The sequence below is a fragment of the Geobacter pickeringii genome (assembly GCF_000817955.1).
Classification (GTDB): Bacteria; Desulfobacterota; Desulfuromonadia; order Geobacterales; family Geobacteraceae; genus Geobacter; species Geobacter pickeringii.
The window spans coordinates 3,444,059-3,469,201 of the sequence record NZ_CP009788.1 but is presented as its reverse complement, the minus strand read 5'-3'; the positions used below and the strand labels follow the sequence as shown (position 1 = coordinate 3,469,201).

Annotated in this window: 23 protein-coding genes, 1 tRNA gene and 1 other RNA gene; 13 read left to right on the top strand and 12 right to left on the bottom strand. The window is 63.6% G+C overall.

The features are described 5' to 3' along the window. Position 1: 1 nt before the first annotated feature. Positions 2–1,255, top strand: coding sequence for an NrfD/PsrC family molybdoenzyme membrane anchor subunit (nrfD, locus tag GPICK_RS15785; protein WP_039744830.1), 1,254 nt, complete (start codon positions 2–4; stop codon positions 1,253–1,255). 64 nt (positions 1,256–1,319) lie between these two features. On the opposite strand, the gene GPICK_RS15780 is transcribed toward nrfD, so the two are convergent. The 3 genes from GPICK_RS15780 to elbB form a co-directional block, all read right to left on the bottom strand. Then, entirely contained in the window at positions 1,320–1,757 is a 438-nt protein-coding gene (locus GPICK_RS15780) for a GSU0071 family protein (RefSeq protein ID WP_039744828.1), read from the bottom strand. Between the two features lie 441 nt (positions 1,758–2,198). After that, positions 2,199–2,804 carry a porin family protein gene (locus GPICK_RS15775; RefSeq protein ID WP_039744826.1) on the bottom strand — a complete coding sequence of 202 codons (606 nt, stop codon included), beginning with the start codon at positions 2,802–2,804 and terminating at the stop codon, positions 2,199–2,201. Positions 2,805–2,842: 38 nt separating this feature from the next. After that, positions 2,843–3,496 carry an isoprenoid biosynthesis glyoxalase ElbB gene (elbB, locus tag GPICK_RS15770; protein WP_039744824.1) on the bottom strand — a complete coding sequence of 218 codons (654 nt, stop codon included), beginning with the start codon at positions 3,494–3,496 and terminating at the stop codon, positions 2,843–2,845. A gap of 216 nt (positions 3,497–3,712) precedes the next feature. On the opposite strand from elbB, the gene GPICK_RS15765 reads away from it, so the two are divergent. From GPICK_RS15765 to GPICK_RS15755, 3 genes are all read left to right on the top strand, one after another. Further along, positions 3,713–4,351 carry a hypothetical protein gene (locus tag GPICK_RS15765; protein ID WP_236685592.1) on the top strand — a complete coding sequence of 213 codons (639 nt, stop codon included), beginning with the start codon at positions 3,713–3,715 and terminating at the stop codon, positions 4,349–4,351. 90 nt (positions 4,352–4,441) lie between these two features. Then, the gene (locus tag GPICK_RS15760) at positions 4,442–4,639 is read left to right on the top strand and encodes a hypothetical protein (protein WP_039744822.1); all 198 of its coding nucleotides are present in this window, start codon (positions 4,442–4,444) and stop codon (positions 4,637–4,639) included. Positions 4,640–4,650: 11 nt separating this feature from the next. Continuing rightward, the gene (locus GPICK_RS15755) at positions 4,651–4,998 is read left to right on the top strand and encodes a PilZ domain-containing protein (protein WP_039744819.1); all 348 of its coding nucleotides are present in this window, start codon (positions 4,651–4,653) and stop codon (positions 4,996–4,998) included. Here GPICK_RS15755 and GPICK_RS15750 read toward each other — a convergent pair. Further along, a complete protein-coding gene (locus GPICK_RS15750; RefSeq protein WP_039744818.1) occupies positions 4,983–5,573 on the bottom strand; it encodes a helix-turn-helix domain-containing protein in 591 nt (196 codons plus the stop codon). The genes GPICK_RS15755 and GPICK_RS15750 overlap by 16 nt on opposite strands. A 214-nt stretch (positions 5,574–5,787) precedes the next feature. Here GPICK_RS15750 and GPICK_RS15745 point away from each other — a divergent pair, with 214 nt between their 5' ends. From GPICK_RS15745 to GPICK_RS15725, 5 genes are all read left to right on the top strand, one after another. Next, positions 5,788–7,203, top strand: coding sequence for a DegQ family serine endoprotease (locus GPICK_RS15745; RefSeq protein ID WP_039744815.1), 1,416 nt, complete (start codon positions 5,788–5,790; stop codon positions 7,201–7,203). Between the two features lie 36 nt (positions 7,204–7,239). Continuing rightward, positions 7,240–7,503 carry a hypothetical protein gene (locus GPICK_RS15740; protein ID WP_039744813.1) on the top strand — a complete coding sequence of 88 codons (264 nt, stop codon included), beginning with the start codon at positions 7,240–7,242 and terminating at the stop codon, positions 7,501–7,503. 72 nt (positions 7,504–7,575) lie between these two features. Continuing rightward, a complete protein-coding gene (locus tag GPICK_RS15735) occupies positions 7,576–8,541 on the top strand; it encodes an RluA family pseudouridine synthase (protein ID WP_039744810.1) in 966 nt (321 codons plus the stop codon). A 50-nt stretch (positions 8,542–8,591) separates the two neighbouring features. Beyond that, on the top strand, positions 8,592–9,392 hold the full coding sequence (gene pgeF / locus GPICK_RS15730) for a peptidoglycan editing factor PgeF (RefSeq protein WP_039744808.1): 801 nt from the start codon (positions 8,592–8,594) through the stop codon (positions 9,390–9,392). A gap of 25 nt (positions 9,393–9,417) precedes the next feature. Beyond that, positions 9,418–10,593 (top strand): aminotransferase, encoded by a 1,176-nt coding sequence (locus GPICK_RS15725; protein ID WP_039744806.1) that lies wholly within the window; start codon positions 9,418–9,420, stop codon positions 10,591–10,593. An 18-nt stretch (positions 10,594–10,611) separates the two neighbouring features. Here GPICK_RS15725 and GPICK_RS15720 read toward each other — a convergent pair whose 3' ends face one another. The 8 genes from GPICK_RS15720 to GPICK_RS15685 all read right to left on the bottom strand — a co-directional run bounded on the left by GPICK_RS15720 (position 10,612) and on the right by GPICK_RS15685 (position 20,537). Then, a complete protein-coding gene (locus GPICK_RS15720) occupies positions 10,612–13,080 on the bottom strand; it encodes an ATP-binding protein (protein ID WP_236685591.1) in 2,469 nt (822 codons plus the stop codon). Between the two features lie 87 nt (positions 13,081–13,167). Continuing rightward, entirely contained in the window at positions 13,168–14,013 is an 846-nt protein-coding gene (locus tag GPICK_RS15715) for an FAD/NAD(P)-binding protein (RefSeq protein WP_039741596.1), read from the bottom strand. 129 nt (positions 14,014–14,142) lie between these two features. After that, positions 14,143–15,147, bottom strand: a complete 1,005-nt coding sequence (locus GPICK_RS15710; protein ID WP_039741594.1) for a 4Fe-4S dicluster domain-containing protein — start codon at positions 15,145–15,147, stop codon at positions 14,143–14,145. Positions 15,148–15,155: 8 nt separating this feature from the next. After that, positions 15,156–16,085 (bottom strand): 4Fe-4S dicluster domain-containing protein, encoded by a 930-nt coding sequence (locus GPICK_RS15705; protein ID WP_039741591.1) that lies wholly within the window; start codon positions 16,083–16,085, stop codon positions 15,156–15,158. A gap of 159 nt (positions 16,086–16,244) precedes the next feature. Further along, on the bottom strand, positions 16,245–16,742 hold the full coding sequence (locus GPICK_RS15700; protein ID WP_039741588.1) for a hydrogenase iron-sulfur subunit: 498 nt from the start codon (positions 16,740–16,742) through the stop codon (positions 16,245–16,247). 134 nt (positions 16,743–16,876) lie between these two features. Next, entirely contained in the window at positions 16,877–18,874 is a 1,998-nt protein-coding gene (locus tag GPICK_RS15695) for a CoB--CoM heterodisulfide reductase iron-sulfur subunit A family protein (RefSeq protein ID WP_039741585.1), read from the bottom strand. Between the two features lie 191 nt (positions 18,875–19,065). After that, on the bottom strand, positions 19,066–19,956 hold the full coding sequence (locus GPICK_RS15690; protein WP_039741583.1) for a CoB--CoM heterodisulfide reductase iron-sulfur subunit B family protein: 891 nt from the start codon (positions 19,954–19,956) through the stop codon (positions 19,066–19,068). Further along, entirely contained in the window at positions 19,953–20,537 is a 585-nt protein-coding gene (locus GPICK_RS15685) for a 4Fe-4S dicluster domain-containing protein (RefSeq protein ID WP_039741580.1), read from the bottom strand. The genes GPICK_RS15690 and GPICK_RS15685 overlap by 4 nt, the downstream gene beginning before the upstream one ends. A 637-nt stretch (positions 20,538–21,174) precedes the next feature. On the opposite strand from GPICK_RS15685, the gene GPICK_RS15680 reads away from it, so the two are divergent. From GPICK_RS15680 to dnaX, 4 genes are all read left to right on the top strand, one after another. Continuing rightward, positions 21,175–22,950: an ABC transporter ATP-binding protein gene (locus GPICK_RS15680; RefSeq protein WP_039744801.1), complete on the top strand. Its 1,776-nt coding sequence runs from the start codon at positions 21,175–21,177 to the stop codon at positions 22,948–22,950. A gap of 11 nt (positions 22,951–22,961) precedes the next feature. Then, positions 22,962–23,049: transfer RNA gene (locus GPICK_RS15675), tRNA-Ser, on the top strand. Positions 23,050–23,146: 97 nt separating this feature from the next. Then, an RNA gene (gene ffs / locus GPICK_RS17145) (signal recognition particle sRNA small type) lies at positions 23,147–23,245 on the top strand. An 83-nt stretch (positions 23,246–23,328) separates the two neighbouring features. After that, positions 23,329–25,101, top strand: coding sequence for a DNA polymerase III subunit gamma/tau (gene dnaX / locus GPICK_RS15670; protein WP_039744798.1), 1,773 nt, complete (start codon positions 23,329–23,331; stop codon positions 25,099–25,101). Positions 25,102–25,143: the final 42 nt, after the last annotated feature.

Below are 25,143 nucleotides of genomic sequence, written 5' to 3'. Positions count from 1 at the left end.
CATGGTGCACGGTGAGGCCTGGACCGTCAAGGAGCTCTTCGTCTATCCCAACGAGTACATCTACTGGACCATCCAGATCGTGATGTACCCGTTTCTGACCGGTCTCGTGGCCGGTGCCTTCGTGCTCTCGTCCCTCTACCACGTCTTCGGGGTGAAGCAGTTGAAGGAGATCGCCCGGTTCTCCCTGGTCTTCTCCTTCGCGCTCCTCCCCTGCGCCCCGATGCCGCTGCTGCTCCACCTCCAGCAGCCCCTGCGCAACCACCACGTCCTCATGACCCCCCACTTCACCTCGGCCATCGCCGCCTTCGGCATCGTCTTTATCACCTACGGGATGATCGTCGCCTCGGAACTCTGGTTCGTCTACCGGGGGCATTTCGTCGCCACCGTCCACGTGCTGCGGGAGAAGCGGGACCGGACCCTTCAGGAAACAGGCCTGATGCGGCTCTACTCCCTTCTGGTCCTCGGCGCCTGGGATGTGAGCCACCATGCCCTGGAGCAGGACGAGAAGGGGGTGAAGGTCCTGGCCGGCGTCGGCATCCCGGTGGCCTGCTTCCTCCACGGCTACGCCGGCTTCATCTTCGGATCGGTGAAGGCCAACGCTCTCTGGATGACCCCCCTCATGCCGGTCATCTTCATCTGCTCCGCCGTGGTGTCGGGGATCGCCCTCTGCATCCTCACCTACATCGCGACCATGGAGATCCGGAAACTCATGGCCGCATGGCGCCGGCGGGAGAATCCGGCGCTCCCCTCGCCAACCGACCTGGGGGGGGTGGAGGAGAACGTAGTGCGGATGACCTCCCGCTACCTCGTCATGTTCCTGATCCTCGCCATCACCTTGGAGCTCCTCGACCTGATCTTTCGCGGCTACACGGCGGTGAAGTCGTGGGACATCCTCCGGAGCGTGATCTACGGCAAGGACTTCACGGCCATCTTCGTCCTCCAGTACGGCCTCGGCAACCTCGTCCCGTTCGTGCTCTTCCTGCTCCCGGGGCTCACCGTCCGGCGGGCGGTGGTGGGGACCATCCTGGTCCTCTTCGGCGTCTTCATGATGCGCTGGAACGTGGTCATCGGCGGCCAGGCCTTCTCCGCCTCCTTCGCCGGCTTCATGCACTACCACCTTCCGATCTGGCCCCACGATTTCGAGACCTTCAAGGAAGGGCTCTTCGGCGCCCTTGCCGTGGGAGCGGTGCCCTTCGTCTTTTTCGTCATCCTCGCCCGGATTTTCCCCGTTTTCGGCCAGCGGGACTCGCACTGAAATCAACCAGAACGAAAAAGGGCGGCCTCGGGGCCGCCCTCACACTGCACAGGGATTCGCCGTGTCAGACGAGGCTTTGGGCCTCCTGCTCGACGATCTCGATGATCTCCCGGTAGATGGCAATCATGACACCGATCTCCCGCCACTTCTTCGCCACCATCCGAAGCAGGGAGAATGCGTGGACCACCGTTCCGGAGAAGAGGAAGATGCCGGTGATACGCATCTCTTCGTCCCCCATCATGATGCAGGAGACGGCCCCCACCGTGATCATGGAGGCGAGCCAGGCAAGCTCCGGCCCCTTGAAGGGGTTCTCCATCAGGGTGAGAAAGTCGACGTAATACCGGGTGAGCCCCCGCACCTTCTTCAGGAATTCATTCAGTTCGTCCCCGCCGTAGCGGAGGTACGCGTAGGAGAGGAACCGCTCCGCGGCTGACTTGCGTCCCTTTTCCATCCGCTCGTTGACGTACTTGTCGATGGCCTCGTCAATGACTGTCGTGTCCATAGCCCGCCCCCCGGTATCAATCTGTCCCCACCGGAGCACCAAATGCGCCCGATGGAAACGCTCCTGCAGCAGGGCTCTACCCCTTCTTCCCGGCTGCGGTACGGTGCGGTGTCGCCGTTTGCCCCACCGTTGTCTCTCTTGAGCGGTACACGATTCGTGCCAGCGCTCAGAGCGGGGAGAGGAAACGGATTTTAGTAACAGTTCCGGTAAGATCGGACGGTGACGGATGTGTATATCATTTTACTACACTTTGTTTCCAATGCGTTTCGGTCAAGAAAAAATTTTTGGAAAGGGGGCTGGAAGCCGTAAAAGGGCGTCTGCGACGGCGGTGCTGACTGTTTGCACAGATGCGAAGCGTTTTGAAGCAATGCGAAGAGAGGAGGGGGTAAGGAGAGAGGGGTATGCACGGGCGACCCTGGCGGACCGCCCGTGCTGTGTCCGTCAGTTGAAGAAGAAACGTATGCCCACCGTGCCGGAGACGCCGCTCGGGTCGAAGTTGCCCGATCCGTCCGGGGCATGGATGTCGACCTGCGGGGCGACGATCCCTTTTATCTCCGCGTTCAGGGCGAGCTGCTTCATGAAGAAATAGTCGATTCCGCCGCAGATATGAACCCCGACGGTGGTGTCGACGTCGGCGTTGAAGCCGTTGGGGCGCTTGTAGTCGCTCACGAGAATGTCGAGCCCTGCCCCTGCATAGGGGACGAGCTTCGGCTGGGGAATCAGGAAGCGGTACTGGACGCCGAGGGAGATGTTGGTAATACCGAAATCCCCCTCATCCCGGCCATCGACCCGATTGGTTCCGAATTCAGAACGGGTGACGTCGATCTCGGCGGCGAGGTTGTCGGTGATGCCGTAGATGAACCCGCCGCCACCAAGGAAGCCGGCGTCGCTTTCGAGCTTGAGGTTCTCGAAGTCGCTATCGGCGGGGAGCAGGAAGCCGATGCGCCCCGTGACCCCCAGTCTCCCCTTGATGCTGTCCGCCAGGGCCGATCCGCTCCCGACGGCGAGCATGAGAACAAGGCTTGCCAGAAAAACGATTTTCTTCATTGCAGATTCCCTCCTTGGTCTGAGTGTTGCCTGGTTGTTCAGGCCATTTCTATTACGGCCTTCACTGCCTTCTCGATCCCCGCCGCCGCCTCGGAGATCCGGGAGGCGAGCATGTAGGCGGGGGTGGTGACGATCCGGTTCTCCCGGTCCACCACGAACTCGGTGACGGGGCAGGAGACATGCTCGCTCCCCGTCTCGGCGATGGCTGCGGCGGTACCGGCGTCGGTGCCGATGGTCACCTTCGGCCTGAAGTCGCGGCCGAGGGTGGCGGCGATGAGGGCCGGTGCGATGCAGATGGCACCGATGGGCTTCTTCGCCGCGGCCATCTCGCGGATGAGGCGGGCGGCCTCGGGGTGGATGGTGGCGGCGGCTCCCTTTTCGGCGAAGGTGCAGAGATTCTTGGCTGCGCCGAAACCGCCGGGGAAGATGATGGCGTCGAGGTCGGCCGCCGTGACCGTTTTCAGGTCGCGGATTTTCCCCCGGGCGATCCGGGCCGATTCAACCAGGACGTTGCGCATGGCGCCGGTTTCCTGGGAGGTGAGATGGTTCACCTCGCGGAATTCCATGTCGGGGGCCATGCAGAGCGTCTCGGCGCCGCTGCGGTCGATGGCGAGCAGGGTCAGGACCGCCTCGTGGATCTCGCTGCCGTCGAAGACACCGCAGCCGGAAAGGACGACACCAATCTTTTTCATATGCTCCTCCGTGTCGGTCGTGGCGACCGGAATTGTCGGGCAGACGTGAAGCGGGGCTCATTGTAGTCGCTCTCCTTCCCTTCCGCAAGGGCGATCTTGAAGGGGTGACCAAAGGTGACCGGCTCCCTCTGCGGGGGACTCCATGCTGCCACGGCTGTTCTATCAATTGTACACACTCCGGGCCGAAGGCAAGGGGGGGACGGTGAGGAGAGACAGGTGGCGCCGGATGTGGTATCGTTCTCCGCGGAGGTCACGATGCCCCGCGACGACGCCATGCTCCCCCGGGAGATCGCCTGCCAGCAGATCCTTCTCGAAGATTCGTCAGTCTTCTCCATCCAATGGACGACACTCCCCGGCCGTCTCGCTGCGGGAGTCACTCCCGCCTGGCTCCTCGAGCGGTACCTGGCGTATATCAGGGGGTTCACCTGCACGCTGATCCGCCCCCGTCGGACGGGCGAAAGGGTCGAGTTCTGCCTCGCCGGCACGGCCCGGAGCCTCATCAGCTTCACCGCTCCCCGCGGGAGCCGGGAGGCGTCGCAGGAATCCCTCTCCCTCGGCATCTGCGGCGGAATCCTCGTCCAATCCGGACAGCGTCGCCGGGGGGAGCTTGCGTTCACCGTGGCGGCAGACGAGGAGAGCGTGCGGCTTACCCTCTGCCTCAGCGGTTACTGTCCGCTCATCCTCGGCAGCGCCACTCCGTCGCCTCTCAGAAAGACCCTCTACCGCGTAACCCAGGCCACCCTCCACAAGGTGGTCACGATCCGGTTCCTTGCCCATATCCATCGGGAGCTTGCCGGGCGGGGAGGAGCCGTCAAAGTGGTCCCCGCCCGGGTGAGGGAGGGGGAGGAGATCTGACGGGCGAAGCGCACTCCCTCCAGTTGCAAAGGCCGGGCTGCGTGTTACGATAGCAGTAGGCAGGAACGACAACCGAGGGAGGCGAAAATCATGAAAGAAACCGAGCATGTAAGTGTCTGCCAGCGGACCGAGCGCAAGGAAGAGCGGGTAAAGCTCAGGAATATGAAGACCGGGGAAGTGGGGTTGACGTTCGGGTGTACCGAGGCGGGAGAAACGATCCAGGTTCAGCTTGAAAGCGGCCAGCTCGACAGCTGGGATCCCGCCGACTGCGAGGAAGTGGCCCCGTAGGGGATAAGGGCGTGGACGAGCGTACCTGCAGGCGGATGCCGGTGAGGGTGGGATGCTGGCTCGTGGAGCTCGACGGACTGTCGTGCCTCTATACGTTCGACATCTCAGAGAACGGGGTTTCGGTCGTCACCGAAGACCCGTTTCCCGTCGGGCAGGTGGTGAAACTCCAGTTCTTCACCCCCCATTCGGCCCGGGCCGTCACCCTTGAGGCGGAGGTGGTCTGGAGTTGTCTCGAGCCGGAGGGGGGGATGGGGCTCAAATTCATCAATCTCGACGAAAAGGGAAGGGGGGTCCTGCGGGAATTCTCCCTCCTCCTCCGCCAGCAGCAGGGAGAGGCCGCGGATCACTCCCGGGAGTAGAGGACCGCCACCGCCGCCGCCTTCTCCGTTCCCACCGATACATAGCCGTGGGGTTCCGTGGAGTCGTAATAGATGCTGTCGCCCGGCAGCAGCCGCATCGTCTCCTCACCGTAGTGGAACTCCAGCTCCCCCGCAAGCAGGTAGATGAATTCGAACCCGTCGTGTTTGTAGAAGAAGCCGTCCTCCCACTCCCGCAGCTCGAACTCCACCAGAAACGGCTCCATCGGTTTGTGCCGGATGCCGGGGGCGAGGGAACGGTAGACATAGCCGTGGGGGGCGTCGTTGCCGGTGCGTCGCCGGCTCGCCACCTGCTGGGCGGCGCGGGTGAGGACGAACTTCTGCTGGTCCTCCTCTTCCTCGAAGAAGTAGTGGATGCCGACCTTGAGCCCCTTGGAGATCTTGAGGAGCGTTGCGATGGGGGGGGTGACCTGATCGTTCTCGATCTGGGAGAGGAGCGGTTTGGAGAGACCGGAGAGCTCCGAAAGCTCCTGGAGGGTCAGCCGGCGCTCCTGGCGCAGCTTGCGGATCTTCTCGCCGAGACGCAGTTCCTTGATCTGTGATTTGATGTCTGCCACAGGGCCTCCTCGTATCTAGCTCTGCTCGTTTATAGGGCAATCCCGCCGGGGGCGTCAAGAGCATATTGCGGTGTTCCCACGGCGATTTCACGGGAGTCCGTCCCCGCCGGCCCCGCCTGCGGCGGCCCGGAAAGGGCGTTGACATCGCGGGGCTTTTTCGTTACCCTTTCAACGGTTTATATCCCGTTGGAGACTCCCCGCGAGGCTTTTTGCGATGAACTTCCGCCGTATGTTCCTCATCGGGCTCGTCATTCTGAGCTCAATCACCGCCTGCAAGAAGAAGGAAGAGAAGCTCTTCTACGAATCGGGGCGCACCGATGCCCCCGTGAAGGAGGTCCCGAAGGATATCCTCGCCTCCCAGCAGGCCTTCGTGGAGGTGTCGAAGAAGGTCAATCCGGCGGTGGTGAACATCTCCACCATCAGCAGGAAGAAGGTCGAACAGCCCCTGTTCGAACTCTCCCCCTTCTTCAACGAATTCTTCGGCAACCGTCCCCGGTACCGCCGGGACCGGAGCCTCGGCTCCGGCTTCATCATCAACAAGGATGGCCTGATCGTCACCAACGACCACGTGGTGCGCGATGCCGAGAGCATCCAGGTGAAGCTCTCCAACGAGAGCGTCTACGAGGCGCGGGTCATCGGCAGCGACCCGAAGACCGACATCGCGGTCATCAAGATCGGTGCCAAGGAGAGCCTCCCCGTGGCGGTCCTCGGTGATTCCGACAAGCTCCAGGTGGGGCAGTGGGCCATCGCCATCGGCAACCCCTTCGGCCTCGACCGGACTCTCACCGTCGGGGTGGTCTCCGCCACCGGCCGCTCCAACATGGGGATCGAAACCTACGAGAATTTCATCCAGACCGACGCCTCCATCAACCCGGGGAACTCGGGGGGGCCTCTGCTCAACGTCTACGGCGAGGTGATCGGGATCAACACCGCCATTGTCGCCGCCGGTCAGGGGATCGGCTTTGCCATCCCCATCAACATGGCGAAGCAGATCATCACCCAGCTCGTCGGCAAGGGGAAGGTGACCCGCGGCTGGCTCGGCGTGACGATCCAGCCGGTCACCGAGGAGCTGGCCAAGGAGTTCGGCCTCAAGAGACCCCGCGGAGTGCTGGTGAGTGACATCCTGGAAGGAGGGCCCGCCGCGAAGGGGGGAATCCGCCAGGGGGACGTCATCCTCACGTTCGACGGCACGGAGATCAAGGACGCCCAGCACCTCCAGCGGGTGGTGGCCGATACTCCGCCCGGGAAAAAGGTGCCGGTCACCGTTTCCCGCGAAGGGCACGAGGTGAAACTGACGGTGACTGCGGCCAGTGCCGACAGCCAGGATGCCCGCGGGGTCCGGCCCTCCGGAGGGGAGCCCGATTCCCTCGGACTGGCCGTGGAGGACCTTCCTCCCGACATGCTGCGCCGGGGCGCCACCGGCGTCATGGTTGCCGACGTGGACGAGGGGAGCGTCGCCGCCGAGGCGGGGATACGGCCGGGGGACCTCATCGTCGCCGTCAACCGGAAGCGGGTCGCCAACCGTGCCGAATACGACCGCGCCATGCGCGACGCCCAGCACCGCGGGGCGGCGGTCCTTCTGGTGCGGCGCGGCGATGCGAGCATCTACTTCTCTCTTCCGCTGCGGTAGCGGGGCGGATGTTAACAACGATACAGGGGACGCTCCATGAGTCTTATTGACAATCCTGACCAAGCACGGCGGCTTGCCCGCGCCATCATTTCGGACATTGCGATCTACAACCGCGAAAAGGTGGAGCGGGGGATCAAGGATGACAACATCTTCGAGCTCCTGGCCGAGGACATCGAAGAGGGGCGTCAGCATTTCCTGTCGCGGGTCGCGCCCGAGCTGGCCTCCGCCGCGATCTACGATCTCGCCCTGGTGGATGTCCTCATCAAGCGGGCGGGGAAGATCGAGTCCCCCATCTGGTAGCTCCCGATGGTATCCCATCGTTCGGGCAAGGCGCGGCTCGCGGGTCGCGCCTTCGCTGTTTCTTGAGGTGTCATGGAATCACGGTTTGAACTGACAGTTTCCACCGAAGGAGAGCCGGAGCGGCTCGACCAGTTCGTGGCCCGCTCCGTTGAGGGGCTCACCCGCTCGGCGGCCCAGCGTCTCATCGAGGAGGGGCGGGTGTCGGTGGCGGGGGAGGTGGCCAAGCCCTCTCTGAAGCTCAAGGGGGGAGAGCGGGTGGTGGTGGAGGTGCCGCCACCGGTGGCGGCAACCCCTGTGGGAGAGGAGATTCCCCTCGACATCCTCTACGAGGACGGTGACGTGGTGGTGGTGAACAAGCCGGCCGGAATGGTGGTCCATCCCGCGGCGGGAAATCCCACCGGCACCCTGGTCAACGCCCTCATCGCCCACTGCACCGACCTCTCGGGGGTGGGTGGGGAACTGCGCCCCGGCATCGTCCACCGGATCGACAAGGATACCTCCGGGGTCCTCGTGGTGGCGAAGAACGACCGGGCCCACGAGGGGCTCTCCCGCCAGTTCCGGGACCACGCCGTGAAGCGCGTCTATCTGGCCCTCGCCTTCGGCACGCTCCGTCAGGACAAGGGGCGGATCGAGGGGGCCATCGGCCGCCACCCGGTGGACCGGAAACGGATGTCGGGGAAGGCGCGCCGCGGCAAGCACGCCGTCACCCACTGGAAGGTCCTCGGCCGCTACCCCGGCATGACCCTCGTCCAGCTCCGGCTGGAGACCGGCCGGACCCACCAGATCCGGGTCCATCTGGCCGAGGCGGGCCACCCCCTGGTGGGGGACGAGGTCTACGGTGCCGGCGGCCGGGTCAACGACCTGCGGGACCCCCGCCTCAGGGCGCTCGTGCGCCAGCTCGACCGCCAGGCCCTCCACGCCAAGACCCTCGGCTTCCTCCATCCGGTCAGCGGCGAGTATATGGAGTTCGACACGGAGCTGCCAGAGGATATGGCACGGATAATCACCTATCTCGAGGGGGCGGCGCAGGGGGCGTAAGCAGCCTGTACCTGCCGTACCGCCCCCCGTTCTTCACAAGGAGTCTACCCATGGAGATGAAACGAGCCGACAAGGTTCACTATCTGGAGCCGGCCCTCTTCACCGCCGCCGCGGTTTCGGCCCACGGCTTCACCACCCGTCACGAAGGGGTTTCGCGTCCACCGTACAATTCCCTCAACCTCGGGACGAACACCCTCGACTCCTCCCATGCGGTGGAGGGGAACCGGAGCATCCTTGCCCGGGGCTTCGGCGCCGATGTCGAGCGGCTCGTGACGGTGAACCAGGTGCACGGAACCGACATCCTGGTCATCGATGCCCCCAATCCCGACTACTCCTACTTCCAGAAGCTGGAGGCCGACGGCATCATCACCAATCAGCCGGGGGTGATGATCGGGGTCTGCGTGGCCGACTGCGTGCCGGTGCTCCTCCTCGACCCGGTGAAAGGGGTGGCGGCGGCCCTCCACGCCGGCTGGAAGGGGACCGCGGCCGGCATCTGCCGCAAGGGGGTCGATGCCTTCATAAATCTCTTCGGTTCCGATCCGCGGGATATCCTCGCCGCGGTGGGGCCGGGCATCGGCCCATGCTGCTACGAGGTGGACGGGCCGGTGGTCGATGCCTTCCGCAGGGGGGGGCACCCGTGGGAGGAGATTGCCGCCATCAAGGAGGTCTCACGGTGGCAACTGGACCTGGCGAAGGCCAACGCACTGCAGCTGGCCGCAGCGGGGGTGCCGGAGCGCAACATTGAGACGAGCGGCCAGTGCGTCTCGTGCGCGCCGGAGCTCTTCTTCTCCTATCGCCGTGACGGCGGGGAGACCGGCCGGCAGACGGGATTCATCATGCTGAAGCCGTAACAGAGGCAGCATTCGGGAGGCCGCCGTGAAGTTCCCCGTATCCGACCAGATCCGCTCCGTCCACTTTCCCCCCATCTCCGAGGTGAAGGGGTGGCTCGCCCACCGGGAGCCGGGGGATCCCCGTCCCCTCGTGGATCTCTGCCAGGCGGTCCCCGACTATCCTCCCGCCCGCCAGCTCACCGACTACCTGGCGACGATGCTCGACGACCCGGCGGTCTCCAAATATTCCCCCGACGAGGGGTTGTCGGAGGTGCGGGAAGCGGTCTGCGAGCGCTACGGCAGGCGCTGCGGTGCCGGCCCCACACCACGGCAGCTCTGCCTCACCATCGGCGCGAGCCAGGCCTTCTGGCTCGCCATGGTGACCCTCTGCCGGGCGGGGGACGAGGTGATCGTGCCGCTCCCCGCCTATTTCGACCACCCCATGGCGCTGGAGATGCTCGGCATCCGTCCGGTCTGGCTCCCCTTCGACGCCGAAAAGGGGGGGATTGTGGAGCCGGCGGCGGTGGCGCGCCTCATCACTCCCCGCACCCGGGCGATCCTCCTCGTTACCCCCTCGAATCCCACCGGCGTCGTCACCCCTCCCGACGTCATCCACGAACTTTACTCCCTCGCGCGGCGTCGCGGTATTGCCCTGGTTCTCGACGAAACCTACGCCGATTTCATCCCTGCCGGCGCCCCCCCCCACGATCTTTTTGCCGATCCCGCCTGGGGAGACCACTTCGTCCAGATCATCTCCTTCGGCAAGACCTTCGCCCTCACGGGGTACCGGGCGGGGTGCCTCGTCGCTTCCGAATCGTTCATCCACCACGCCCTCAAGGCCCAGGACACCATGGCGGTCTGCCAACCCCGCATCACCCAGCACGCCATCATGTATGGCGTCCGGTACCTGGATGACTGGGTTGACGCCAACCGCCGGATGATGGAGCGGCGGCACGATCTGTTCCGGAGCGAATTCACGCGGCCCGGAAACCCCTTCGGCCTCGTGGCGAGCGGCACCTTCTTTGCCTGGGTGCGGCACCCGTTCCCCGGCCGGAGCGGCCGCGAGGTGGCCCGGCAGCTCGCCCTCGAAGCGGGGGTGATCTGCCTCCCCGGCGAGGTCTTCGGCCCGGGGCTCGAACCGTACCTGAGGCTTGCCTTCGGCAATATCCGCGAAGAGGCGATTGTCGAGGCGGTGGAACGGTTCCGGGCGCTGGCCGTTTGATCCCTCAACTCCCGGCGATCATCCTTCGGCTACCGTAAAGAAAAAGGTTGCTCCCTCTCCCGGTGCGGCTTCGGCCCGGATCGTTCCTCCGTGGCGGGTGACGATGTTGTGGACGATGGCGAGACCGACGCCGGTCCCTTCGAAATCCTCGTCCCGGTGGAGCCGCTGGAAGACCCCGAAGAGCTTGCCTGCGTAGGCCATGTCGAAACCATCCCCATTATCCCGCACGAAGTAGATCACCGTTTTCCCCTGCCGGAGGCTTCCCACCTCGATCCGGGCATTCTCCCGGCGGCGGGTGTATTTGAGAGCGTTGGAGAGAAGGTTCACGAAGATCTGGCGGAGCAGGGAGGGGTCGGCCACACAGGGGGGAAGCTCGCCGACGGTGATCTGGACCGTGCGCTCCTTCCGGTCGCTCTCCGTTTCCTCCAGGACGCCGTGTACCAGGGAAGCGGTGTCCACGGCTTCCTTGAGCAAGGGGTGACGGCTGAGGCGCGAGAAGGACAGAAGGTCATCGATCAGGGCAGCCATTCGCGTGCCGTTTCCGGATATCTTGTCGAGGTATGCCTGGGCCTCGGGGGGGAGCACCGGCCCGAAATCCTCCACGAGGATGTGGGCGTAGCCGTTCAGGGCCCGCAGTGGGGCCCGCAGGTCATGGGAGATGGAGTAGGAGAAGGACTCCATATGTTGCAGTGCCTCCTGCAGCTGGGCCGTCCGCTCGGACACCCGCGCTTCCAGCTCTTCATTGAGGCGGCGGATATCCTCGGTCCGCTCCTCAACCCGCCGCTCCAGCGATTCGTTGAGGGTCTGCAGCTCCGAGAAATTGTTCTGAAGAGAGGCCGCCATCTGCCGGAAATTGTCGATCAGTCCGGCGACCTCGCGAATGCCGCTTTGGGGCCACGGTGCCTCCTGCTGCCGGATCAGTCCGGCGGGGAGGGCAGCGGAAAGCTGCTCGAGTCGCACGATGGGGCGGACGAATGCGGTGCTGGCGACCTGGGCGCTGACAATGGAAAAGAGAGTGAGGACGAGGAGGAGGGCAAAGCTTCTGCTGGCGTTGTCCTGAACCTCTTTCAGATACGGCTGCATCGGCGCACTGAGGACGATGGACCATGGCACGTCGGCATTGAGCGGCGAGTCCATGCCGAAGGATGCCTGCTGCCAGCTTTCAAGGTCGTTGGCCGCCCCTCTGCGCGGAACGAGCTGGTAGACTTTTCCTCGCAGCCAGCGGAGTTCGTGCCCCGCGGTGGGGTCCAGGTGCGTCATCATCCTGAGGGCGGGGTCGGTGCTGGCAACGACCTGCCGCTTCCGGTCCAGGAGCGTGATGGCCACGGCATTGCTCCGGGAGACGATCCGCAGCTGCTCCGCGAGGCTGGTTATTTCGACGACGCCGGTGCAGTAGCCGCGGAATACGCCGTCGATGACGATGGGGGCAAAGAGGGCAAGGCGGGGCCCCTTGGAGATGGTCCCGTAATCGATGTCGGAGACAGCGGGCTTGAGGGTGTCTCTGACGATGCGGTGATACGGCATATGTGAATAGTCCCTGCCGACATTGGAATGCCCCTGGTCATCCCGCGACGGGACGAAGGCAACGGAAACGGCCTTGCTGTTTTGGACCGACATCCTGACGAAGTGGGGAGAGGCACGCTTCATCAGTTCGGCGAGCCCCTGGATTCGGGCAGGGGGAACGGTCTGCGGGTCACCGACCATGGTGGTCAACGTCTTGACGTCATGGATCTTGTCGCTGAGCCAGTTTTCCATCAACTGCCGGGTCAGGCTGGTGGTGGACTGAAACCGGGTACGGACCTGCTCTTCCTCCTGAGCCATGTCGCGACGGATTTCAAAAATGATATAGCTGCAACCAGGGATGAGGATGGTGGCAACCATGAACGTCACCAGGAGGTGATGGAAGCTCGGGAGCTGTTCCGGCCCGCGTCGCGAGAAGGGGACGATGCTGAGGAGATGGAGCAGAAGGGCGGCTGTCACGGTATTGCAGATGTCGTTCACGCCAACCTTCAACGCCAGGAGTAGCGACAGGGAAAGATCGGAGTGGAGCAGCAGGAACCGGTAGGACAGCACGAAGGGGATGCCGATGCAGAGCCAGTAGAGGGTGTCGAGAAGTATGACGTTCCGCGAGCGCCGCAGCATGCGTCCCACGAACCATGCCTCGCCCAGAAAGACCATCAGCCCCCAGGGATGGCCCCAGAAGATCCAGGTGTAGCTCCCTGCGATGAAGCCGGCCATGATGCCGGCCCCTGTTCCGTACCGAAGGAGGGCGATCATGACGAAGAGCGAACCGAACAGGGCGTTGACACCGAAAAAGAGGGGTGGATTCAGCCAGTTGACGGCAAACCCGAGGGCTCCGAGCAGGAGGGCGGGAATGAAGAGCTCCTTGAAAGGGGAGGAGACGCTGTGCATGGGCTCTGCCTTTGGCGATGAAGAGCGGGAAGCGTCGGTGCGGGCGGAAAGGCTGCCCCCGGAGGGGCTCTTCACGACGTGATTTGTTTGGGCGGGATTGTAGTCTGATAATGGGGGGGGAGACAACAGGAAAGAAGAGAGAACACGACGGCAGGAGCCTGCTCAAAACTCCTGCGGCATGGCCTTGACCCGGGCGGCGGTAAAGACGGGTCCATCCTTGCAGACGTAGACGTTGCCCACGTTGCAGCGGCCGCACTTGCCGAGGCCGCACTTCATCCGGTTCTCCAGGGTGGTGTAGATGGCGTCGTCACCGAAGCCGAGCTTTTCCAGCACCGGGAGCGTGAACTTGATCATGATGGGGGGGCCGCAGACGAGAGCGATGGTGTTCTCCGCTACGGGCGCCGCCTCTTCCAGGATCGTCGGGACGAAGCCGACCTTACCGTCCCACTTGGGGGAGTTCCCGCCGGGGTCCACGGTCTTCACCAGCCGCACGTCGTCTCTCTCTTCCCACTCCTTGAGCTCCCGCTTGTAGACCAAGTCCCCTTCCGTGCGGGCGCCATAGACGATCGTTATCTCCCCGAACTTCTCCCGCCAGTCGAGGCACTGCCAGATAAGGGTCCGCAAGGGGGGCAGCGCGATTCCTCCCGCCACAAAGACCAGGTTCTTGCCAAAGAACTCCTCAATGGGAAAGGAGTTGCCGTAGGGGCCACGCACCCCGATGGTGTCGCCGATTTCCAGGGAGCGGAGCGCCTCGGTCACCCGACCGACAGCCCGGAAGCAGCACTCGATGTACCCTTTTCTCGTCGGTGCCGAGGCGATGCAGAAGGTGGCCTCCCCGGCCCCGAAGGCGGAGTACTCGGCGAACTGGCCGGCCCGGAAGGCGAAGCTTTCCCGCACCGCCTCGTCCTGGAAAACGAGCCGGAAGGTGCGGATGTCGGCGGTCTCGTCGACGATCTCCGCAATGGTTGCCAGCTGGGGGAGGTAGATGTTCTTGCTGTGGTCGCACATAAATAAACCTGTGAATCTGCCACGGAGACACGGAGACGCAGAGAAAACCTGCCAGGCTTCAGACAATACTCGCTCTGTTTGTCTTTCTGGCCTTACTCGGTGCCTCGGTGTCTCCGTGGCAGATTTGTTTTATTTGCTGTTGATCTCTTCGAGGACAGTGGCGATGTCGATCCCCACCGGGCAGGCGCGGACGCACCTGCCGCAGCCGGTGCAAAGGCGCTGGTCGAACTTGTCCACGTAGTACTTGAACTTGTGCATGATCCGGTTGCGGTAGCGGCTTGGCTGCACGTCCCGGGGATTGTGCCCCGAGGCATGGTTGGTGAATTTCCCGAAGCCGCAGGCGTCCCAGCTCTTTCTCCGTGCCCCCTTCTCTTCGCCCCCCTCGTCGACGATGTCGAAGCAGTGGCAGGCAGGGCAGAGGAAGGCGCAGGCGCCGCAGCCGGCGCAGCGCGCCGCGATCTCCTCCCAGAGCGGGTCCTCGAAGTGGGTGTCGAGCCACTGCCTGATCTTTTCCAGATCGAGCTTCCCCAGGGTCGGCTCGGCCAGGGGGAGCGGCTCAGCCGTGGCCGCATCGCTAAAAAGGTCGGCGTGGGCAGCGAGGAGCGCCTCCCCCTTCTCCGTGATGGCGTCGCAGCGGTAGCCGCCGTCGGTGAGCGGGGCGAGGAACAGATCACTCCCCTTCGTGTCACCGGGAGAAAGCCCCACGGCGGTGCAGAAACAGGCGTCGTCGGCCCTTGCGCAGGCGAGACCGATGATGGTGGTCTTGCGCCGTCGCTCCAGGAAAAACTCGTCCTTGAAGTCCCAGGAAAAGACGCTGTCCAGAACCGGCGCCGCGGCCACGTCGCAGGGGCGGGCAGCGACGAGCACCGTCTCGGGAATGGCTTGAGGGTCCACGTCGGTGACCCGCACCCCCTCCTTGTCCCGCTCGTAGGTGAGGATGGTCTCGCAGAGGGGAAAGAAGGCCTCCTTGGCGGAGCGGCGGGGGAGCTCCCCCAGGTTTAGCTCCTCGCCTTGCGAGAGCGGCTCGTAGAGGGTCATGGTGCCGGCGGCTTTTGGGCCGATGACCCGCTTCCCCTCGCTTACGAGCGTGTCGATGAGGAGGCGGAGGTTTGGTTCGGTGATGGTCTTTTGCATGGCGTTCCCTACTTGATGAACGACTGGTCGTCGTCTTCCCGGTACTGTGCCAGGGGTCCCTTCTCCTTCACCTCGAAGCCCGCTTCAAAGCCGTAGAGCTCCTTCAGTTCCTTGGCCATCTTGCGGTTCAGGAGATTGAGAGGGATATCCATGGGGCAGGCCCGCTCGCACTCGGCGCACCCCGCGCAACGGCCTGCCAGATGCATCGCTCTTACGATGTGCCAGGCCATGTTCCCGGCCGGCCGCGGGGTGCTCTCCACCGCCTGGGGGCGGTTGCGGTCGCAGAGGCACTGCTCGCAGTAGCAGAAGGGGCAGACCTGGCGGCAGGCATAGCAGCGGATGCAGCGGGAGAAGTGCTCCTTCCAGAAGCCCCACCGCTCGGCCGGGGTCATCGCCTCCAGGCGGGCCAGCTCCTCGCTTTCGGCCGGGGTGAAGTGGGGGAGCTGCGGCAGGGTGCCGACGGTGACGTCCGCCCCCTCGGGGGTGTGCACCGTGCACTCCCGGCACTTGCCGGCGATGGTCGTCTCTGAAAGCGGCTGTGCCCGGTCGGCATTGGCCCCCTGCACCCCGGGGCAGACCACGCCGATGATGTGGATATCCTCCCGCTTCAGCTGGTTTTCACCCATGAGGCCAACCAGGGCCTTCAAGTCGCACCCCTTGGCGACGATGGCGATCTTCCCCTTGGCCCGGATTTCCTTCTTGGCCTTGGTGAGGTAGAGGGCCAGGTTGTTGACGCAGGCCGGGGAAAAGATGAGCTCTTTCGCCTTGGCCGGGTCGGTGACGATGGCCGGCAGGGCGGTGCCCTTTCTTCGTCCCGCCTGCCACCCCACCACGGCGGCCACAATGCCGGCTTCCAGGACCTTCCGTGCCTCGGCCTGCACCGCCTCGGTGACGGCGGCATAGAGGCTTAAGTCGATTGTCTGTGCGGTATTGGTCATAAAAACCCTTAAAAGCCTTAACCACAGAGGAGATGGAGAAACACGGAGGAAAGCAAAAACCTTAAAGATTTCTTTGGGTAAAACCAGAATCGCAAACAGACTGTTGACGTTACGTTTGTGGTTTTCCTCTGTGCCTCTGTGTCTCTGTGGCAGATTTTATCAGATCGCGTTATACGCCTCTTTGAGTTCCGGCGTGTCGATCACCCCGGACCACTGCTCCTCGCTCTCCAGCTCCTTGAACTCCCGCATGGGACCCATCTGGCGTACCCGCTCGGTGAGCTCCGTGGCCACCTCCACCCATTTGCCCCCTTCGGCGGCGGAGACCCAAGAGAACTGCAGCCGCTGCAGGTCCACCCCGATGAAGTCCAGGAGCGCCCGGAAGGCGGCAAAGCGCCGGCGGGCATGGAAGTTCCCCGCCATGTAGTGGCAGTCGCCGGGATGGCACCCTGACACCAGCACCCCGTCGGCCCCCTTCTGGAAGGCCCGCAGGATAAAGACCGGGTCGATGCGGCCGGTGCAGGGGAACTTCACCACCCGGGTGTTGGCCGGGTACTGCAGGCGCGAGGTCCCCGCCAGGTCCGCCCCGGCGTAGGTGCACCAGGTGCAGACAAAGGCGACTATCTTCGGTTCGAATGCGTGCGTTTTCGTTTGATGCATGAAAACCTCAAATCTGCCACAGAGACACGGAGACACAGAGAAAAAACAAAATCTTGGTCTTAGGGGATAACCCTAAAATCGTTTCTTTGGGGTCAAAGGTTTTCTCCGTGTCTCTGTGCCTCTGTGGCAGGTGTTCAGAGTGATTCGATCATCGCCATGACCTGTTCATCGGTATATCCATCCAGCTCGACCGATTTCGACGGACAGCTCGCCTGGCAGGTGCCGCAGCCGCCGCAGACCCCGGGGTTCACGTAGGCCACGACGCGGATGAGGTTCCCCTGCCGGTCCCGGATCTCCTTCTCCTCCACGGCGCCGTAGGGGCAGACCTTCTTGCAGTAGAGGCAGGCCACACAGTTATTTTCATTCACCTTGGCGACGATGGGCTCCCGCTCCAGTTCGCTCTTGGCAAAGAGGGTCATCACCTTGGCCGCGGCGGCGCTCGCCTGGCTCACGGTGTCGGGGATGTCCTTGGGACCCTGGCAGGCACCGGCCAGGTAGATCCCGGCAGTGGCGCACTCGACCGGTTTGAGTTTCGCGTGGGCCTCGCTGTAGAAGTGGTAGCTGTCGTAGGAGATGCCGAGCTTCTGGGCCAGGGTGTCGGCGCCGGACCGCGGCTGCACCGCGGTGGCGAGCACCACCAGGTCGGCCTCGATCTCCACCTGAAGACCCACGGCGATGTCGCTTCCCATGACCACCACCTTCTCCCCCTTCTGGTAGAGACGGGAGACCATGCCGCGGATGTAGACCGCTTCCTCTTCCTCCACGGCCCGGCGCCAGAATTCGTCGTAGCTCTTCCCTGGCGTGCGGGCGTCCATGAAAAAGACATAGGCCTGACCGTCGTGGACCTTGTGTTTGTAGAGCATGGTGTGCTTGGCGGTGTACATGCAGCAGATCTTGGAGCAGTAGCTGATCCCCTTCTCCCGGGCCCGGCTGCCCACGCACTGGACAAAGACCACCTGCTTCGGCTCCTTCCCGTCGGAGGGGCGCAGGATCTTGCCGCCGGTGGGGCCGGAGGCACTGGCCAGCCGCTCGAAGGTGAGGCCGTCGATGACGTCGGGGATGGTGCCGTGGCCGAATTCGCCGTACCCCTTGATGGGGGAGCCCTTGGGTTTTTCGCCGATGCTGTAGAGCTCGAAGCCGGTGGCCACCACGATGGCCCCCACGGGCTCCACGATCAGCTCATCTGTTTGCTCGTAGTCGATGGCGCCGGGGCCGCAGACCTTCTGGCAGACCCCGCATTTGCCGTTGATGAACTTGGTGCAGTGCTCCCGGTCGATGACCGGGGTGTTGGGGACCGCCTGGGGGAACGGGACGTAGATGGCGGGGCGAACGCCCAGGTTCTTGTCGAAGGCGTTGGGGATCTTCTTCTGGGGGCACTTGGCGGAGCAGACCCCGCAGCCGGTGCACTTCTCCTCGATGACGCTGCGCGCCTTCTTGCGGATGGTCGCCTGGAAGTTGCCGATGTAGCCGTCGACGCTCTCGATCTCCGAGTAGGTGTGGAGGGTGATGTTGGGGTGGTTGGCGGCATCCACCATCTTGGGGGTCATGATGCACTGGGAGCAGTCAAGCGTCGGGAAGGTCTCGGAGAGCTGGGCCATGTGGCCGCCGATGGAGGGCTCCCGCTCCACCAGCACCACCTGGTGGCCGGCGTCGGCGATGTCGAGGGCCGCCTGGATCCCGGCGATGCCGCCGCCGATCACAAGGGCACGCTTGGTGACCGGGACGGTGATCGGGACGAGCTTTTTGTCCTTCTTGACCCGCGCCACCATCATGGCGACGATGTCGGCGGCCTTGGCCGTGGCCTCCTCCCTGTCCTCGTGGACCCAGGAGCAGTGCTCGCGGATGTTGGCCATCTCGCAGAGGAAGGGGTTCAAACCCGCGCTCTTGGCGGCGCTTCGGAAGGTTTTTTCGTGCATGCGGGGGGAGCAGGCGGCCACGACGACGCCGTCGAGATTGTGCTCGGAAACCGCTTTTTTCAAGAGGCTCTGGCCGGGATCGGAGCACATGTACTTGTAGTCGCAGGAGAAGGCGACGCCGGGAAGCTTGGTGGCCTCGGCAGCCACCTTCTCCACATCAACGGTGCGCGATATGTTCTCGCCGCAGTGGCAGACAAAAACGCCGATTCTGGACATTCGAATAACCTCGTAGAACATCTGCCACAGAGACACAGAGACTCGGAGAAAACCACAACCCTTTTGCAGAGATATTCAGGATTGAAACCAAAAAAACAATTTTTCTGGTTTACGTCGAAAAGCTTTTAATCCTGCCTATCCCTGTTGCTTTTCTTTGCCTTTCTCTGTGTCTCCGTGGCAGATTGCAAGACTTACAAAAGATTCTTCTCCCGCAACAGCGGCAGCGGGTTCACGATCATGCTGTCAAAGCCGAGCTTTCCCGGTGCGACCCCCACGGCCAGGGCCAGGAGCTGGGTCATGTAGAAGACCGGCATGCCGAAGCGATTCCCCGTGGCCTCTTCGATCTCCTTCTGCCGGATGTCGAGGTTGCCGTGGCACAACGGGCAGGCGACCATGAGGCAGTCGGCCCCGGCGGCCTTGGCCGAGGCGAGGATCTCGCCGGAGAGCTTCAGGACCACGCCGGGGCGCGAGAGGGTGAAGTTGGCGCCGCAGCATTCGAGCCGATGGCTCCAGGCAACGGTGTCGGCCCCGGCGGCGCCCACGACCCGCTCCATGATGGTGGGGGCCTCGACGCAGTCCAGTTGCGGCACCTCTGGCGGCCGGGTGAGGAGGCAGCCGTAGTAGCAGGCGACCTTCAGGCCGGAAAGGGGCTTCTGCACGGTGGCGGCAAGTTTGTCGAGGCCGAAGTCCTTCGCCAGGATCTCCAGCAGGTGCTTTACCGGCTTGTCGAAGGAGACCTTCCCGTCGATGGCGTACTCCACCTGTTTGCGCTTGGCGTCGCTGTCGGCCAGGTGGTGCTGGGTCACTTTCAGGCGCGAGAAGCAGGCGGCGCAGGCCACGGCCAGGTCCCCCTCTACGCCGTCGGCCAGGGAGAGGTTCTTGGCACAGAGGGAGAGGGACAAGAGCTCGTCCACGTTGTGGGCCGGGGTGGCGCCGCAGCAGAGCCAGTCGGGGACTTCCTTGAGACCGATCCCCAGGGCCTTGAAGAGCCCCCGGGTCGATTCGTCGTATTCCTTGGCCGAGGCGTGGAGGGAGCAGCCGGGATAGTAGGAGTAGGTGAGGAGATTTTTCGCGGGGGTCACGGCGCCTCCCCTTTCTTGCGCAGCTCTTCGATCCGCTTGAAGATCTGCTCGATCTCGGCCAGGTTCCGGTTCTTCTGGTGGAACATCTTGAGTTTGCCGCGGGTGATGAGCTTCGGGCCCAGCATCAGGTCTTTGAGGAACTGACCGCTCTTCACGTTGAAGACCGCAGCGAGCCGCATCTCGTACTGCCGGCCGTAGGTGCGGATGTTGTCGAGAAAGAGCCGGTTGGCCAGTTGCACGTAGCTCTCCTTGGAGGGGCCCTGGGCGTCCCAGGAGAGCTTCCGCAGCGCATCCATGATGGCCGCCAGATCCACCTTGTTGGGGCAGCGGGTGGTGCAGGTCTCGCACGAGGCGCAGTACCAGATCGAGCGCCCCGCCAGCACCCGTTCGTACTGCCCCAGCTGCAACAGCCGCACGATCCGGTTGGGGGGGTGCTCCATGAAGCTGCGCATGGGGCACCCCGCCGAGCACTTGCCGCACTGGAAGCAGCGCCGCACCGAACTGCCCGAGAGCGCCTCCACCTTGCGCACAAAGCCGAGATTCATCGTCTCGGTCGATAGGGTCATCTTCGTATGCTTCACGATGCCTCCCAAAGGGTATGGCTGCTGCGGGACGGGCGGAGCTGTCGGCGCATGGCGCGGGCAGAACGTGCGGAGCGGGCGGGGAAGAGGTGCTCCGGTGGACCGTCTTCACGGGGTTGCAGGGGGTGGGTTTTAGTTTTAGTAAAGTGTGCGTGCCAAATTTCGCTTTTTGCGGCGAAAGTCGCGATATTGGTTTTAGTGTGACTAAAACTGCTACCATATCGCGGGGCGGCTTGTCAACGTTATAATAAAACGCCGTGTGTGATTATGCGTTGGTTTTTTGCGATCCGTGGTTGTCGAAGTGCCTAAAAGTTGTCTGACCACGCGATTAATATCATATAAATCAAATTGATGTCAAATGAGCATAATGCGAAGCCGGGATAAAACAGATGTTAAAGCCAGGGAGTTGAAGTGAAATTAGCGGCTATTGTGGGTTGTTGTCGGGCGTGGCGTGATTGGTAAGACAATAATTGATCCGGCACGGTACCGCGTCTCATTATATCGAAAGCGGTAACAAAAAAGCAACAGCGGAGCGGGCCGGCGCTTTGACAAGCGGTGCAAAATGAATTACAAAGTCTGACAACACCTGACGTGAAGCGAGGTTACCATCGGCGAGCTCGGACGACTCTATGGCTATATTCGCGGGTGCCGGAGGACTTATATCCTCGGCGCCCTCTGTCTGGTCGGGACCAACGGTCTGGCCCTCGTCATTCCCTGGCTCCTGAAGCTGGCGGTGGAGGCCCTCCGGAATCCGGCGGGGGCGCTCCATTCGTCGGCCTGGTACGGCGGGGCGATCGTGGGGGTGGCGGCGCTTCAGGGGGGTGTGCGGATCATTTCCCGCACCACGCTGCTCCATGCGGCCCGCACGATCGAATACGCCATTCGCGAGGAGCTCTACGCCAAGCTCCTCTCCCTTGACCTCCCCTATTTTTCGGGCGAGCGGACCGGCGACCTCATGTCCCGCTTTGCCAATGATCTGACCAATGTCCGGATGCTCCTCGGTTTCGGGGTGCTCAACGTCATCAACACCATCGTCATCTACCTCGCTGCCATTGCCCTGATGGGAAGGATCAGTGTCGTGCTGACCCTCTGTGCCGTGACGCCGCTCCCGCTCATGATTTACGGGGTGAAGGGGCTTACCCGGCGGATGTACCATCATTCGAAGCGCGCGCAGGAGGAGCTGGCGCGGCTGACCAGTCAGGCCGAGGAAACCATCTCGGCGGCGGTGGTGGTTCGGGCCTACCGTCGCGAGGCGGCGGCGGTTGAGACGTTCCGCAGGGAGGCGCTCGGCTATCTGGCAAGCAATATGGCGATGGCGCGGCTGCGGGGGTTGATTCTTCCCCTGATGGCGGCGGCATCGGCGTTTGGGACCCTGGTGGTGCTTTTTCTCGGTGGCCAGCGGGTCATAGCGGGGGCGATGACCCTTGGCGACTTCGTTGCCTTTAACGGCTATCTCGCCATGCTGGTCTGGCCCACCGTGGTCTTCGGCTGGATTCTCAATCTCGTCCAACGGGGAGCAGCATCCATGGCGCGCCTGAACGAGGTGCTGGATGCCCGGGCCCGGGTGGAGGAGCCGGCCGACCCGGCACCGGTTGCGACGCTTGGGGGAAGGATCGAACTGCGCGGCCTCTCTTTCGGGTACGGCGGCACTGGGGTGCTCCGGGGGGTGTCTCTGGCGATCAAACCGGGCCAGCGGGTCGGCATCGTCGGACGAATCGGCAGCGGCAAGTCGACGCTGGTCCGGCTCATCGCCCGGCTCTACCCCGTGCAGGACGGGCAGATCTTCATGGACGGCATCGATATCAATCGGATCTCTCTCTCGCTTTTGCGCGGCTCCATCGGATTTGTTCCCCAGGAGGGATTTCTCTTCTCCCGCACGGTCAGGGAAAACATCGAATACGGGAAGGAGGGGGCCGATGAGGAGGCGGTGCGGGAAGCGGCGCGGCTCGCACGCCTCGATGCTGATGTGCAGCGTTTCCCTGGCGGCTACGATACCTTGGTGGGCGAGCGGGGGGTGATGCTGTCGGGAGGGCAGAAGCAGCGGGCGGCCATCGCGCGGGCGCTTCTCAAAAATCCGGCGATTCTGGTGCTGGATGACCCGCTTTCAGCGGTGGACGCCCGCACCGAAGAAGAGATTCTGCAAGGACTCGCCGGCTATTACGGTAGGCGGACCGTCCTGATCGTCTCCCACCGGCTCTCGGCGGTGCGGGAGTGTGATGTCATCGTCGTGCTGGAGGACGGTGCCGTTGCGGAGCAGGGGCGCCACGACGAGCTCCTGGCGCGGGAGGGGCTCTATGCCGCCATGTGGCGCGAGCAGCAGATCCGGGAGGAGATCGCCGGATTCCGCGACCGGCGCGCTCCCAAAAACGTCCTGGAAAAAGAGGCTTTACAAAACGGGGACTATATACTATAGTCCAAAGTTCCGGAGAGATGTCCGAGAGGTCGAAGGAGCACGATTGGAAATCGTGTGTACTGCAAGGTACCGAGGGTTCGAATCCCTCTCTCTCCGCCATAAACAACTTCAGAACAGCCGCCCCGGGCGGCAGAATAGTCCCTCTCGGCCCGGCGTTTCCGTTTCGGGCCGAGCGTTTTTTGCGGGCAGAGCTGATAGCTGGGTCCCGCGCAACGGTAGGTTATGAACCCCGCCAGGTCCGGAAGGAAGCAACGGCAGTAACTGACACCGTGTGCCGCGGGGGAGCCCAGCTATCAGTTGTGCCCGCAAAACCCCCGAAGAATCCCTTCCCCCTTCTTGCCCGAGCACAAACCGTTCACGCTGTGAGGTGCTTAGACCTTGTCCTATCTCGTCCTTGCTCGAAAATGGCGCCCCCAGACCTTCAGTGACCTCACCGGCCAGGGGCACGTCAGCCAGACGCTGAAAAACGCCATCGACTCCGGCAGGATCGCCCATGCCTTCCTCTTTACCGGCGCCCGGGGAGTGGGGAAAACATCGTCGGCCCGCATCCTGGCCAAGGCGCTCAACTGCGAGCAGGGGATGAGCCCCGAGCCGTGCAACCAGTGCCCCGCCTGCCTGGAGATCACCGCCGGCACCTCGGTGGATGTCCTCGAGATCGACGGCGCCTCCAATACCGGCGTCGACGATATCCGCGAGCTGCGCGAGAACGTCAAGTACCTGCCGTCACGGCTCCGCTACAAGATCTTCATCATCGACGAAGTCCACATGCTCTCCACGAGCGCCTTCAACGCCCTGCTGAAGACGCTGGAGGAGCCCCCTCCCCACGTCAAGTTCGTTTTTGCCACCACCGAACCCCACAAGGTCCCGATCACCATCCTCTCCCGCTGCCAGCGTTTCGACTTCAAGCGGATTCCGCTCGGTCAGGTGGTGGAGCGGCTTCGCTACATCGTCGACCAGGAACGGATCGCCATCAGCGACGGAGCGCTCACCGTCGTGGCCCGCAAGGGGGATGGGAGCATGCGCGATTCCCTTTCGGTGCTCGACCAGGTCCTCGCCTTCTGCGGCGACCAAGTCCGGGACGAGGAGGTGGCGAGCCTCCTCGGCGTCGTCGACCGGCGGCTGCTGCTGGAGGCGTCGGCGTCGGTCCTTGCCCGCGACACCGCCCGGGCCCTCGGGGTTGCCGCAAAGGTGGACGGGTACGGCTACAGCATGCGGCAGTTCTGCGGCGAACTGATCGACCATTTCCGGAACCTGACGATCCTTGTGGCGGTGGCTGACCCCCGGGATCTCCTCGATCTCTCCGAGGCCGAGCTCGCGGCGCTCCGGGAGCAGGCGGCTCAGGCGCCGCTTCCCGACCTCCAGCGCCACCTGGCGACTCTGCTTCGGGCGGAGGGGGAGATGGCCCAGTCATCCTATCCCCGGCTCCTGCTGGAGATGGCCCTGATCAAGATGGCGACCCTCGCACCGCTGATGCCGGTGGACGAGCTTCTGGAACGGCTGAAGAAGATCGAGGCCGGCGGGGGAGGGGGTGTCGCCGATGCCCGCGCCCAGTGGCGCCCGACGGCGGCTTCCCCGGCGCCGTCCCCCGCGGCGCGTCCTCCGGAGCAGCGCCCGGCGCCGCCGGCATCATCTTCGGCTCCCGCGGCGCGCCCTGCCGGAGGGGGGACTCCGGCGCCGGTGCGCCCTGCTCCCGGTGCGGCGGCAACGACCGCCCCCGCGGCTCCCGTGCTGCGCCGGACGGGGGACGAGTGGGCGGATTTCGTCGCCTTCGTCAAAGGGGCAAAGATGCCTCTCGGGTCGATGCTCGAGCGTGGCAGCCCCCTTGCCGTCACCGCCGAACGGCTTGAAATCGGTTTTCCCGAAGGTTCCTTCGTCCTGACGAGCCTCAGGGACGGCGACTCCCTAGCCTCCCTGAAGGAGCTGGCGACGCGCTTCTTTGGTGCCGAGCCGGCCGTGGTCCTCAAGGCGATGAGGGGGGGCGGAGGCGAAGCGCCGCCGAATCTCCTGGAAAAAAAAAGAGTTGAGACCGAACGGAGGCAGGCAGACCTCCGGGAAGCGGCTGCGTCACATCCGGTGGTTTCCGTTGCCCTCGATGTCTTCGACGGGACTATCGCCGAGGTGATTCCCCTTGAACAGAGGGAAAAATTATAACTTTGTTTTAATATCAACAAAACTCTTTGAGCGAGAGTAAAT